Origin of the sequence: Compostibacillus humi, from assembly GCF_014637175.1 — a bacterium.
Taxonomy (GTDB): Bacteria; Bacillota; Bacilli; order Bacillales; family Amphibacillaceae; genus Oceanobacillus; species Oceanobacillus humi.
Genome location: NZ_BMEV01000009.1, coordinates 40,469 through 53,490 on the forward strand (window position 1 = coordinate 40,469; position 13,022 = coordinate 53,490).

Consider the following 13,022-nt stretch of genomic DNA (forward strand, 5'->3'; position numbering starts at 1 on the left):
CATGGAGGTGAAAATTGATGAACCGATTGGATGAATGGCGGGCATTGGACCATTGTGACGATTTTGATAACGATACGACAGTAAAAGACGAAGCGGAGCAAGTACAAAAAACAAAGCAAGTCTCCGATGAATGGATTATCATTAAAGATTCAGAGCGGGTTGAAGTAAGGACGGTAGATACCCAGGCAGCACTTTCATTGCAAGCGAGCATTAAAGTTGCCATTGGAGTCGTTCTTTCCCTTGCGATTGCAGACGGAGACCGGAGAAATTCGGTTATGCAAGAACTGCAGCAAGTAATGAAAACGAAACAGAAAAACAGTCAAAAAACGATTGTGGAAAAATCGAGAAATGTCGTCATTAACACCTACGATACGGATATTGCGGTAAATATCCAGCTGCTCCTGCAGATTTTAATTGCCATTGTGCTGACACTGGATATTTTATAAGTGTTTCCGGCCTATTTATTCCGGCTGTTATCACACTAGATTGCCAATTTAATAGACGTTTAACTATCCCGCCAGACAGGTGGGATTTTTTACTATATTTGTAAGAAAAGGATAACTGTTCCTGATGTTAGGCTTCCTTATCAATCAAAATACATAGTAGAGTCATAAGATATGTTGAGTAATAATAGAAGAGGAGTGAAACAGATGGAAGCCTACTGGAAAGATGACGGACATGATAAAGGCTGTCATTGTCATAAAGGGAAAAATTCAAGAAAGTCATGTCATTGTCATGACAGAGGAAAAAAACATTTTGAGCATTGTGTAGAAGAGGTGTTAGAAGCAATCGTCGAAGCCCAGCGAAAAGCAAAAGATGATCATTGCGACACTTCTTGTTCCCATTCCATTGACGATTTGTTAGGAAAGCGAAAGCGGAGCAAGAAAAATACGATTCCTGTTATTCTGTACTGCGGCTGTGATCCGTTCAAAGGAACGGGCGTGGCAACGTATACTTGCGATTCAAAGAAAAAGCGGTTTAAATGCGTCGAATCCTTCTTATTTAAAGTCAAAGATGTCAAGCACGGCTGTGCCGTCCTGGAATTGTTAGCTTTTAAATCCGACTTTAAACATGATAAGAAGAAAGACCACCTCTGCTGCCCATGCTGTCAAATCGATCATAAGCCTGTCCACGATTTATTCGGAACAGGCATTTGTATTACTGTAGATTTATCTTGCTTCTGCGCTGTATCTTGCCTGGATGCCGTTCACGTTAAATAGCTGAAAGGATAAGGGCTGTAAATGAAGAACAGGAAGCCCAATGCAATGTATCGGAATCGGGTTCTTCCTTTTTTCCCTTATACAGCCCTTTTTTTAACCTCCGTAAGCTTCGATAATCTCTTCCACATCTTCCATTGGGATTTGCCCTGTTTGGCTTGATTTTGCAGTGCCATTTCCAGAAACAGGTTCGGCAGAAAAATTTCTGCTCGTTAGCAGTCTTTTAATGTCCGCCAATTCTTTTAAAATTCCGTCGGTATCGGAATGATGGCTGGATTCCGGTGCAAAATATTCATCTAAAGCAGAGAAAAGCAGATGGATTAGCGTATTGTTTTTTGCGTGGTACGCAATCTGATCCCTGATTTCCGGAGATATGGGATGGGTCTCTCCCGTTCGGACATCAATAAATTCTTCCGGTATTTTAATCGTTACATCTATAAAATAATCTGAATACACTTCTTGCATTGTTATCATCCTCTGGCAGTAGCGACGTATTCATGGCTTCCCTGCTGTTTCTTGATCATATTCATTTTCGCAAGGATCATTAATCCTAAAACGTTTAGCTTATACATATCTTCCGGGAAAAACAGTTCAATCGGCCGGCCTCTTTTCTTCCAGGAAATGGCCGTTTCTTCAATTTGCTTTTGGGCAATGGAAGCAGCTCCGCCGACAGCAATGTACATCGTTGCTCCTTTAATTTCTTGTGAACTGCTCCGAATCCGGTCAAAGGTTTCCAAAAAGCGGATGGCCAAGAGGCGCAATTGGGGAATAATGTAGCGGCTAATATCTTTCCGCACCCCGGCAAACGGCTCCACATACCATTCCGACGGTCCTTGAATAAGTTTTTCTTCCAGCTCTGCCCTCGAATCGAACGTATACAGTTCGTTTTTGCTCACCTTTCGGATAATTTCATCCAAGAATGGATTAAAGCCGAATATTTCCCCTTCGATGGAAGCGACCGGCTTCCCGTGTTTAATGCCGACGAAATCGACGGTGTCGCCCCCTAAGTCGCCGATAATAATCCCTTTTTTCGACGCTTCGGCGATGGATTCATTTTTAATGAGCAAGGTATCCTGATCCCGGGTTAATCCTAGTTATGCACAAGCACCCTCGGCGCCAATAATGACGTCTTCAATATGGAGTTTCACTGCAATTTCCTTCGGGGCGTCAATTCCCGGCACTTTATGAAAAACAATCCGGTGGGTGCCGAGAAGTTTATTTTTAAAAAGATCCTTTTTTGTCTTATATTGGGTCGTCGGCAATGAAACAGCCAGCTGATCGACGGTGAAATCCAGCTCTGTTTCCCCCGGATTTGTCTGAATCGCATGGTACGCCATCATCGCAAACAATAACGTATACGTCCGGTCTTCCGTTACTTTCTGATTATGAATGGATGTTAAGCTGACATTTTTCATTTTTAAAGCGGACTTTCTCGCATAATATACTTGCCGTTTTTCCGTAATGGAAGGACTGTTCAATTCGACAATGATATTTTCTTCCAGAAGCACATCTTCTTCATCGTACGGTTCTTCGTAAAATTCTTCGTCAAACAAGGCGACCGCATTTGGAAACTGATATTCATATAAAGCGCCCTGATCCGAAATTAAACTTTTAAACCAGCTGTTGCCAATATCAACAGCAACAATCCGCTGATTTTCCATCAATCCCCCTCCTCGAGACTCGCATAGTATGAAGTGAGGTAAAAATTCAAAAGGAGGAATGAAATTGAGCCATAAATATGATGACAAGAGCTGTGTTAGCGTAAATCAGTCTTCCCATTTAGGGGAATGTACGAACGAAGTAGCAACGCAACCAACTTTGCCGGCAGCAGGACGAACATTTCGTATACCTGTTACCTTGGGAGAATTCAACGTTACAAGCCACTTATCGAGCACCATCACCTTTCCTGACCCGGTTATGGAAATAAAAAACGTCAAAAAACGGGTGGAAATTGTACAATGCAGTTTGCTTACCCCGTCCACCGATATGCCAGGAACGACATCCAGCGGTCCGTTTCCGCTTTTCTTGCGCGGATTCGTCCGAAAAAATATTCAGTATGCTACCCCGGTATATGAACCAAATGGAGAATGTGTCGAATCCGAATTAAAATCCTTTACGACAAGGGTAGAATTCGAATGTATGACAACCATCGAAGAACTTGACAATCCGGTGGTTTTGCCAGTAGCAAACGATAGCACAGAGTACGACTTTGCAAGAACGAAAAAACTGGGTACCGGCTTCCCGGAAAAAGACCATTTCCATTCGAGCGATATTTCCCAATTCCACCAAGAAAGCGAAAGATTTTATAATGATTTTCCTTACTGCGAGTTAGTCAGCGATGAAATTTTAGAATGGGATGAAGCGATTGATCGCCAAACTTACGGTGACGCCCCAGTTGGCGAAGGTACTTTCCAAAAAGTTGTTGAAAAAATGCGGCTAAATTTTGTCATCCGTATCCTTCAAGTGCAAAATATTGAAGTAGGCGGTGGCAATGGCGGCGCAGGATAAGCAGCATTTATTACTGTATATGCGAATTTATCCCGAGACGTGTTAAAAATATTATTCTCCAATCTGAACTGCCGAATCATGGTGCACTATTTCCATGGTCGGCAGTCTTTATTTATGGGTTCTGACTAGATAGATGCCTATACATAGTCAAATATCATACATAGGATACATTAGTTATTAATCCATTGCGATGGGGAGGCAATAATATGTCTTTTGAACATCAAGAAGAAATAAAGCATCATAAATCGGCAACAGTAAGCAAGTGTGAAAATAAACCGATTGAACCAAAAGTAAGTATCGGAAAAATCGTGACAAAAGTTCCTGTCGTGCTGGCGGAGTTGAAATTGCAAATTCATGTCCATGAAACGATTACGTTTCCTGAACCTGTATTGGAAATTAAAGAAACGGGTTGTGCTAACTCAGTGCCGCCTGCTCCTTCCGACAAATAAACTGTTTGTGAAAGGCTTTGTCCGAAAAAATATCCAATATGCAAGTCCGTCACCGAAAATTGAACAAGGAACAGCTCATTCCGTAGCGTCTCACCTGCATTCCTATACGGTCAATATTCCCTTCGAATGTGTAACAGAAATCAAGAAATTTTTATCGATGCCGGTGATGCCGGAAGTGAATACAAGAGAAGAGTTTGATTTTAGTGTGAAGAAAACACTGCCGGAAGGATTTCCGGAAAAGGATCAATTGCTTACGAGCGACCTGTCCCAATTTCATCAGGAAAGCAGCCAGTTTTACAACGAACTGCCATACGGCGAACTGATTTCCAGCAAAATTATTGAATGGGATGAAGCAATCGATCGGGAACCTATTCCGGATGAATCACCGCATCATGAAGGGATGTTTACCAAAGTCGAGGAAAAGATGGTGCTCGATATTGTGTTAAAGGTTTTGCAAAACCAGCAAATCCGGGTATCCTCTGCGACAAATGACAAAAAGTGCAAGCCTTGCAAACCTTGGGAACATCATCATGATGATGATTACGATGAAGAAGAGGATTAAATAAGCGATGATTTGAGGTGACAATTGTGTCTAGGGAGGAGGGAAGTGGACGAAAATTCAGTCCCAATGACGATGATATATCAAAGAAATAGCGGCAAAGACAATGACAACGGAAAACAACGAAAACGGCGGCCGCCGAAAATTTATACGCCGAAGAGAAGAAGTTCGATGTACGTACATCCAACAATCTTTTCGCCGCCGACAATAAAGGACAGGATCTACCGCGAAATTCCACCTGGTGTTTCGGATACAAGTGAAGTCAAAACGATACGATTTAATAAAAATAAGTTTTTTCGGCTGCAAAAGTATTTGCCTGAAGATGTAGCAAGCGATAAGAATACGTTAGTAGAACAGTTTTCGAAAATGCTGGAAGAAGAGCCGGAGTTAGAAGAAGAGACTGATTTCACCATCGCAGACAACAATGATGCTGCCGAAGACGTGGAGAAAACAGCTGTTGAGCATTCAGATGCAAGTGCGGAAATGGAGATGGACCCGCAAGAAGTTCAAAGTATAAAAGCGGAAATGATGGACTTGTTAAATGATGCGGCAGAGGAGAAGGAGTTGAGCCAGGAATTCGATGACGGAATAAATAAAGTTTCAGCAGATGAAGGAAGAATTGAAGAGTCAGAAAAAATTATGATGGAGCATGAGGAAGAGGAACGAGAAACGGGAATGCAAGAATCGGCAGACAAAGCTGAAGAACATATCATGGAACCAAAAACACCGCAATGGTTGGAACCTGAGGATGAAGGTGATGAAAAAATCACAGAATTGGAAGCTGCGGAAAGGCCGGAACAAGTGGATGAAGAGGAAGAAGAGGAAACAGAGTTGGAAGGACTGGAATGGACGGAACCAGATGCCGAAGAAGACGAGGAGACTACAGAAATAGAAGAACCGGAATGGTTAGAGCAAGAAGATGATGAAGAAATAACAGAATTGGAGACGCCGCAATGGCTGAACCAGGAGGAAGAAGAGTCTGAAGAAATAATGGCATTGGAAGTTCCCGAATGGATGGAAACAGCAGACGAAGATGATGAAGAGGAAGCGTCGCACTGGTTGGTACGAGAGGAAGATGACGAATGGGGAGCAGATTTTAAAGAGCCAGAGGCGACGGAAAAATCGGAAGAAGACGTCGAAGAGAAAAAGGGCTCGGAAGCAAACAGAGAGGCGGATAATGACGAGGAAATACCGAAATGGGCTGCAGGAGAGGATGAAGAGGACGATGATTGTGATTTTCAGGAAATTATCGATAACAGCGCCTCGGATGATCTCGGTTCCGTATTGCAGGAAAGGTCTATAAGGGAAAATACGGCGGCTGAATTTGAAGACAAAATAGCGTTGGTCAAAAAAGAGAAGGATAAGGAGAGAGAGAAAAAGAAAACGAAAGATGACCTTGCGAAAGAATTTACCGATTGGCTCGAATCAGAGGATGACAAGAAATTATCCCAATTAAAGAAACATTTTGAGGAACAGTTGTTCTCGTTGCAAGAAGATATTACCGATTTAAAAGAAATAAATGATCTGCTTTGCCATCAAATAGAAAAACAAAAGGAAACCGTCTTTGTGAAAGTTCCGGTGCTGCTCGGAAAAATTAAGTCAGATCTCCAGATAGAAAAGAAGCTGGATTTACCATCTTCCATGGCGGAGATTCAAGATATCCGCTGGACAGTTTCGAAATTATCTGCTACGGTCTTCCTGCCTTCGAATGTCGTTTTTCTAAAGGGAATTTTTCTTGCTGATATTATGTACACCGATTTAGAAAAACACTCTATCCATTCATGGAAAGTGCCAATTCCATGGGAACAGTTTATCGAAGTCCGCTGGAAACCGAAAACCGGAAAACTCCAAAAGAAGGAATATATGTTTCTTCTAAAAAAGGGGGAAACGACAGAACATGCGGAGTTCAGCCAGTCCTTTGCCGAAGAGGTGAAGGGAGAACTGGAATCAATGCATTTTATCTGGACCCATGGGCCAGCTATATCCTATGATACAGATGCCATAGAAATTCAAGGAACCGTTCAGCTGGAGGTGCATCTGCTGCAAAAACAATATGTTCCGCTTCTGATTGCATCTGACGGATGGGAATCAGACTGGATAAAATAAAAACGGGCTAACTCCTCACTGTAATTTTGCATATTATGAAATGAGGAGGTTTAGCCCCCTATCATACTTAATTATCCATTATGCACGGCGAATTAATTTTCTGAATACATCCCGAGATGATTCTTGGTTTTCAGTATTTTCATCGTCGGTTGGAGCTGCGCCATTGACAAGTAAATCAATAGGCTGTTTTTGAGTAATTCTTAAGCCAAGGATAATATTAATTTTCTCAGTAATTTTATTAAATCTTGACCAGCGATCAAAGTTTTTTAGAATGTCCCATTCCTCAACAGCGCTAAATAATAGTTTACAGTCAATTGGCTGGTTCAGTTCTTCAAAGGTGAGCGAGCCAAACTTACAACGATCTGCTTCCATGCCATTTTTTGCTAATTGCCTATATTCTTCTGTAGAGCTATCTTTGCTGGTAAGTCCCGGTGATATTGGCGGAACAGGGAGATCGATGCGGTCATAGCAGCGGAACGGTACGTTGATATTGTAATCTTTCAAAACACCTTTGGCTGAATCAATATATTGAATGTTTTTGTGCACAAATCCTTCAACAAAAAGAGTTGCCCTGTTTGGTGAAACGAACGTAAGATCTTGCAGGACTTTACATTGAGTTAGATGGACGTTTTTGCGGATATTTTTAATGTCTCTAGCGTAAGTTGGGAGTTTAATATCTGTTTCCACTGGTATTAATAGAAGCGGTTCTGCAAGAATGACTTTCGCTTCAATGTCATCGAAACCGGTTTGAATAATATCACATTCGCCGGATTTGGATTTGGCAAAATCCGATTTAGGCATGTGAGGGCATGGATTGTGGCCGCATCCGCAGCTCGAATTCACTTTCATATATTTCACTCCTTATTTAAACGTTTTGTCAAAAGATGACACTCATCTTTCTTCTTTCGACTCACTATACTCTATGTAAAACTTACTTTTGTCGTGGACTTGTGTCGTTAGGCTTCGACATATTTTCAATTGCACATGCAGGTCCGAAAAAACCCCGTTACATTTCTAGGCTGTAGCGGGGATTTGTTGTTGAAATTGTGTCATGTTCAAAATCCGCGGCTGGACATTGTTAATTTGCTAGGTCATAATGAGAAGAAAACTGTGAAAAATTAGAAAAAGAGGTGTTTTCATGAAATTTTCTCGTTACAATCCGTATCCGATTTCCCGGAATCCGGTGTATGCCAAAAACGGCATGGTAGCCACTTCCCAGCCGCTGGCAGCTCAGGCAGGTCTGGATATATTGAAAAAAGGCGGAAATGCCATTGATGCCGCTATTGCCACGGCAGCTTGCCTCACTGTGGCAGAGCCGAGTTCCAACGGGCTTGGCGGAGATGCGTTTGCCATCGTCTGGACAAATGGCAGGCTGTACGGGCTCAATGCCAGCGGGAGATCACCGAAATCCCTTTCCATTGAGAAGGTGAAAGAACTGGGATATGATGAAATCCCTGCTCATGGCTGGATTCCGGTAACCGTACCGGGTGCGCCGGGGGCATGGGCGGCCTTATCCGAACGGTTTGGCCGACTCCCGTTAACAGAAGTACTAAAGCCGGCCATTACGTATGCGGAGGAAGGATATCCGGTTTCTCCGACTTTAGCGAAAAATTGGGACAAGTCATACCGAAAATATAAAGAAACGCTCACGGACCCGGTGTTTCAGTCCTGGTTTGATACATTTGCACCAAAGGGCAGGGCGCCAAAAGTCGGGGAAGTTTGGAAATCGAAAGATCATGCGGAAACGTTGCGGAAAATTGCGGAAACGAATGCGGAATCGTTCTACCGGGGAGAACTGGCAGAAAAAATCGTTTCCTTTGCCCAAGAAACAGGCGGCTTTTTAACGGAAGAGGATTTGGCCAGCTATAAAGCCGATTGGGTCGAACCGATTCACGTCAACTACCGCGGCTACGATGTATGGGAAATTCCGCCGAATGGCCAGGGGATTATCGCATTGGAGGCGCTTAATATATTGAAAGGCTTCGATTTCCCGGAGAAAGACAGCGTGGAAACGTACCATAAACAAATTGAAGCGATGAAACTCGCCTTTGCCGATGCGAAGGAACATGTGACGGAAGAAAAATATATGCGCTACACTACAGAGGAAATTTTAAGCGACACCTATGCAGAAGCGAGACGAAGCCTGATTACCGATGAAGCATTAATGCCGGAAGCAGGGGAGCCGGTGATGAGCGGTACGGTATATTTGGCGGCAGCGGACGGAGAAGGAAATATGGTTTCCTTTATTCAAAGCAATTACATGGGATTCGGATCAGGGATTGTCGTACCGGGGACCGGTATCGCCTTGCAAAACCGGGGACATAATTTCTCGATGGATCCGAATCATGTCAACGCACTTCAAGGCGGCAAGCGGACGTACCATACGATTATCCCGGGATTTTTGACGAAGGACGGAATGCCAATCGGGCCATTCGGAGTTATGGGCGGATTTATGCAGCCGCAGGGGCATGTCCAAGTAATTATGAATACGATTGATTTCGGTCTTCATCCGCAGGCAGCCCTTGATGCGCCGCGCTGGCAATGGATGAAGGGCAAGACGGTAGAAGTGGAAAACCGTTTTCCGCACCATATAGCCCAGGAATTGCGTTTAAAAGGCCACGATATCCGGGTGCAAGTGGAGCCGAATCAGTTTGGCCGCGGCCAGATTATTTGGCGCAACCCGGAATCAGGTATACTGGTAGGAGGGACGGAATCCCGGACCGACGGCAATATTGCCGCCTGGTAATACTAGAAAAAAGGTTTGTGACAGAATGAAATTGCATTGGGACATTTTTATCTCTTTCTTTCGTGTCGGCATGCTCGGTTTTGGCGGCGGGCCGGCATCGATTCCGCTAATACAAAAGGAAGTGGTGGAAAAATACGGGTGGATGACAGAGGAGGAATTTGGCGATGTATTGGCAATTGCCAATACCCTCCCCGGACCGATTGCGACCAAACTCGCCGGCTATATCGGCTATCGCGTCTCCGGCTTCTGGGGCATGGTGAACGCCATCGTTGCCAACATTGCCCCAACCATTGTCCTCCTCATTGTCCTATTGACCACCCTTTCTTCCTTTAAAGAATACGATTGGGTGCAAGGAATGGCTGCCGGGGTGATTCCCGTTGTCGGCATGATGATGGCGGTGCTCACGTGGCAATTTGTGAAAAAGACCCAGGCCGGATTTGGCTGGCCGCGGACGATTATTTATGGGGCAATCTTGTTTATTATTTTGCAATGGCTCCATGTCCATCCGGGAATTGTGATTGCGGTGCTGCTTGTTTTAGCCCTTTCCGTAAATGACAGGAAGAAGGAAGGGGAGAGCAAATGATTTACGTGCAAATTTTCTGGGCTTTTTTCATTCCCGGAATATTAGGGTATGGCGGCGGGCCTGCGTCCATTCCGCTAATTGAAAATGAAGTTGTCCGCCGGTTTGGCTGGATGACGGTGCAAGAATTTAGTGAAGTGCTCGCGCTTGGGAACTCTTTGCCCGGACCGATTGCAACGAAACTTGCCGGTTACATCGGCTATGAAATGGGCGGGGTGCTTGGTGCCGTCATCGGCACTTTTGCAACAGTTGCCCCGTCTCTGGTACTGATGATCTTTTTAGGAACCCTCTTATATAAATTTAAAGATTCGCCAAAGGTAAAACGGCTCACCCTTTTCGTCCAGCCGGTCATTGCGATTTTGCTCGGGGTGCTGACGTGGAAATTTTTTTCCGAATCGATGGAAGGAATCGGTGTATGGCAAACGCTCCTGCTTGGCGTTATCAGTTTTTTATTGATTGAAAAATGGAAAGTGCACCCGGCCTTTGTTATTGCCGGGGCACTCATTTACGGTGGGTTTTTCTTGTAAAAAAGAAAAGGCAGCTGTATCGGCTGCCTTTTATTCATTCGGTAGCGGAGTAACGGCTTCATGTAAAAGCTGATTCAATTCTTCGGTATAGGCTTGCTTCTGTTCGTAAGTCCAATTCAGCGTCTTTGCCATATAGCGGATGACCGCATCTTTATGTTGATGCACCCATTGGATATGGAAAAATAAGGCCCCGGTACGGCGAATGAAAAAGTCTGCCGGTTTATAAACGAGTTCGTGTTCCATACCGTATATCAGCTGAGCAAAAACTATCGGATCTATGTTTTCTGCAGCGGCTTCCGTTTTTCTTTCTCGGTAGATGGTAAAAATCGTATCGATGTTGGAACCGTATTTTTGCACGAGACTTTCAGCTGTCTCTGCCGATAAACCTAGAGCAATCCCTTGAGAAATTTTTTCCTTTTTAAATAGTGGGAAGCCATTTGAGCCGCCGACATCTCCTCCGGAAATCGGCAAGTGTACCGTGTCTGAAGAGCTGTAAAGGATGCCTTCTTCCTCTTTCAACTGCTTTACTACCGTATCCACTGCCGCTTCCGCCATTTTCCGATACCCGGTTAATTTTCCGCCGGCGATGGAAATCAGGCCAGAATCTGAAATAAAAATTTCATCTTTCCGGGAAATTTCTCCCGGCTTTTTTCCTTCCTCAGAAATTAGCGGACGCAGCCCCGCCCAGCTCGATTCCACATCTTCTGCGGCAATATTCACCGTCGGGAACATGTAGTTAATTGCGTTCAGAAGGTAATCCCGGTCTTCTGTCGTTACCGTCGGATGGGCAATATCTCCTTCGTAAAACGTGTCCGTTGTGCCCACGTAGGTTTTGTTTTCTCTTGGTATGGCAAAGACCATCCGGCCGTCTGGTGAATCAAAGTAGATTGCCTGGCGGAGCGGGAATCGTTCTTTCGGAAAAACGAGATGGACTCCTTTCGATAACAGCAGATGTTTTCCTTTCTTCGACCCGTCGATATCGCGAAGTTCGTCTACCCACGGTCCGGCGGCGTTGACAATTTTTTTGGCGAAGATGTCGTGTTTTTCCCCGGTAATCTGGTCTTTAATGACGGCACCTTTCAACTTACGGGAATCATCATAAAGAAATTCGTCTGCCTTTGCGTAATTAACTGCAATGGCTCCTTTCTCGACTGCTTTTTTCATTACTTCTATCGTAAGCCGGGCATCATCAGTTTTATACTCGACGTAAAAGCCTGCTCCTTTCAAGTTATCCCGTTTGATGAGAGGTTCTTTCTGCAACGCTTCCTCCGGGGAAAGCATTTTGCGGCGTTCGGATTTTTTCACGCCGGCAAGCACATCGTAAACTTTTAGGCCGATGTTCGTTGTAAAAGGACCAAACGTACCTCCTTGATGAAAAGGAAGCATCATCCATTCCGGTGTCGTCACGTGGGGTCCGTTTTCGTACACAATCGCCCGCTCTTTTCCTACCTCTGCCACAAGCTTAATTTCCAGCTGCTTTAAATAGCGCAATCCTCCATGAACTAATTTCGTCGACCGGCTGGACGTTCCGGCAGCAAAATCCTGCATTTCCACAACGGCCACTTTTAACCCGCGGGTTGCAGCATCAAGGGCAATGCCGGCACCGGTAATCCCGCCGCCAATGACGAGGAGATCTAATTTTTCCTTTTTCATATTTGTAAAAATATCATTGCGTTTCAGACTGGAAAAATAACTCATCTTGAACAACTCCTTTTAGTTTGTTTGAATGAATCGTATTCATAGTGCCTAAAGTTAATTTTGGGAAAAACAAAAAAAATAAACCAAAAAACATGCTATTCCTGTACTTTGAAATAGCAGTTCTTTGGTTTCTCCAAATCTCCGTCCCACTATATTAACTTGTTTAGCTTTATTTTATCATATTATAACAATACGTCAAATTAAAAAACGGTTATTAAGCTCCGTAGACAATGCTGTTAAAACCTATGGATATGCAATCTTTGTCGTCAGTGAAGGGATATTGTGGAATGAAGGCCAGACCGTTAAAATGGATACCTTTAACAACAGGACGGTTCTCGGCGGGATTTATTGATGCATCGGCAGGGCCCACCTTGGACGTCAAGGTACATGTCTCAGAATTGCTTGGTTCGGAAACGCTTATCTATTCGAAGATCGGCTCTCAAGATTTCGTTGCAAGAATTGATTCCCGCGCGAACATAAGTGTCAATGCGACGATTAAATTAGCAATTGATATGAATAAAGCTATTTTCTTTGATAAAACAACAGAAAAACGTATTCGATAAAGTAAAAAGGTCAGGTAAAATAACAATTCGAAGCTCACACCCTGCTTTCTGACTTCGTTGTATTGGAAT

13 protein-coding genes and 1 pseudogene are annotated in these 13,022 nt (G+C 43.9%); 9 read left to right on the forward strand and 5 right to left on the reverse strand.

From position 1 onward, the window contains the following. Positions 1 to 17 precede the first annotated feature (17 nt). A complete protein-coding gene (locus tag IEV18_RS03655; protein ID WP_188391049.1) occupies positions 18 to 446 on the forward strand; it encodes a spore coat protein in 429 nt (142 codons plus the stop codon). 204 nt (positions 447 to 650) lie between these two features. Next, positions 651 to 1,220, forward strand: a complete 570-nt coding sequence (locus IEV18_RS03660) for a CotY/CotZ family spore coat protein (RefSeq protein ID WP_229733538.1) — start codon at positions 651 to 653, stop codon at positions 1,218 to 1,220. Between the two features lie 93 nt (positions 1,221 to 1,313). On the opposite strand, the gene IEV18_RS03665 is transcribed toward IEV18_RS03660, so the two are convergent. The 3 genes from IEV18_RS03665 to IEV18_RS17200 are packed head-to-tail and all read right to left on the reverse strand — an operon-like array spanning position 1,314 to position 2,878. Continuing rightward, the gene (locus IEV18_RS03665; protein ID WP_188391023.1) at positions 1,314 to 1,682 is read right to left on the reverse strand and encodes a hypothetical protein; all 369 of its coding nucleotides are present in this window, start codon (positions 1,680 to 1,682) and stop codon (positions 1,314 to 1,316) included. A 5-nt stretch (positions 1,683 to 1,687) separates the two neighbouring features. Beyond that, positions 1,688 to 2,284, reverse strand: a complete 597-nt coding sequence (locus IEV18_RS17195) for an acetate and sugar kinases/Hsc70/actin family protein (protein ID WP_229733539.1) — start codon at positions 2,282 to 2,284, stop codon at positions 1,688 to 1,690. A 27-nt stretch (positions 2,285 to 2,311) separates the two neighbouring features. Then, the gene (locus IEV18_RS17200) at positions 2,312 to 2,878 is read right to left on the reverse strand and encodes a ParM/StbA family protein (protein ID WP_229733540.1); all 567 of its coding nucleotides are present in this window, start codon (positions 2,876 to 2,878) and stop codon (positions 2,312 to 2,314) included. 64 nt (positions 2,879 to 2,942) lie between these two features. On the opposite strand from IEV18_RS17200, the gene IEV18_RS03675 reads away from it, so the two are divergent. From IEV18_RS03675 to IEV18_RS03685, 3 genes and pseudogenes are all read left to right on the forward strand, one after another. Then, complete coding sequence (locus tag IEV18_RS03675) at positions 2,943 to 3,725, forward strand: CsxC family protein (protein ID WP_229733541.1); 783 nt, start codon at positions 2,943 to 2,945, stop codon at positions 3,723 to 3,725. Between the two features lie 206 nt (positions 3,726 to 3,931). After that, positions 3,932 to 4,736: pseudogene (locus tag IEV18_RS03680) on the forward strand (CsxC family protein). Between the two features lie 45 nt (positions 4,737 to 4,781). Next, positions 4,782 to 6,839 (forward strand): hypothetical protein, encoded by a 2,058-nt coding sequence (locus tag IEV18_RS03685; RefSeq protein WP_188391025.1) that lies wholly within the window; start codon positions 4,782 to 4,784, stop codon positions 6,837 to 6,839. A gap of 78 nt (positions 6,840 to 6,917) precedes the next feature. Here IEV18_RS03685 and IEV18_RS03690 read toward each other — a convergent pair whose 3' ends face one another. Continuing rightward, positions 6,918 to 7,688, reverse strand: coding sequence for a CsxC family protein (locus IEV18_RS03690; protein WP_188391026.1), 771 nt, complete (start codon positions 7,686 to 7,688; stop codon positions 6,918 to 6,920). A gap of 289 nt (positions 7,689 to 7,977) precedes the next feature. Between IEV18_RS03690 and ggt the strand changes: the two genes are divergently transcribed. From ggt to IEV18_RS03705, 3 genes are read left to right on the forward strand one after another with little or no spacing between them, the layout of a single operon-like run. After that, positions 7,978 to 9,585: a gamma-glutamyltransferase gene (gene ggt / locus IEV18_RS03695; protein ID WP_188391027.1), complete on the forward strand. Its 1,608-nt coding sequence runs from the start codon at positions 7,978 to 7,980 to the stop codon at positions 9,583 to 9,585. A gap of 25 nt (positions 9,586 to 9,610) precedes the next feature. Continuing rightward, positions 9,611 to 10,168 carry a chromate transporter gene (locus IEV18_RS03700; protein ID WP_188391028.1) on the forward strand — a complete coding sequence of 186 codons (558 nt, stop codon included), beginning with the start codon at positions 9,611 to 9,613 and terminating at the stop codon, positions 10,166 to 10,168. Continuing rightward, the gene (locus tag IEV18_RS03705; protein ID WP_188391029.1) at positions 10,165 to 10,692 is read left to right on the forward strand and encodes a chromate transporter; all 528 of its coding nucleotides are present in this window, start codon (positions 10,165 to 10,167) and stop codon (positions 10,690 to 10,692) included. Before IEV18_RS03700 ends, IEV18_RS03705 begins: the two co-directional genes overlap by 4 nt. A 30-nt stretch (positions 10,693 to 10,722) precedes the next feature. On the opposite strand, the gene IEV18_RS03710 is transcribed toward IEV18_RS03705, so the two are convergent. Next, positions 10,723 to 12,390, reverse strand: coding sequence for a glycerol-3-phosphate dehydrogenase/oxidase (locus IEV18_RS03710; protein ID WP_188391030.1), 1,668 nt, complete (start codon positions 12,388 to 12,390; stop codon positions 10,723 to 10,725). 287 nt (positions 12,391 to 12,677) lie between these two features. Between IEV18_RS03710 and IEV18_RS03715 the strand changes: the two genes are divergently transcribed. Further along, positions 12,678 to 12,953: a hypothetical protein gene (locus IEV18_RS03715; protein ID WP_229733542.1), complete on the forward strand. Its 276-nt coding sequence runs from the start codon at positions 12,678 to 12,680 to the stop codon at positions 12,951 to 12,953. The last annotated feature ends 69 nt before the right edge of the window (positions 12,954 to 13,022 follow it).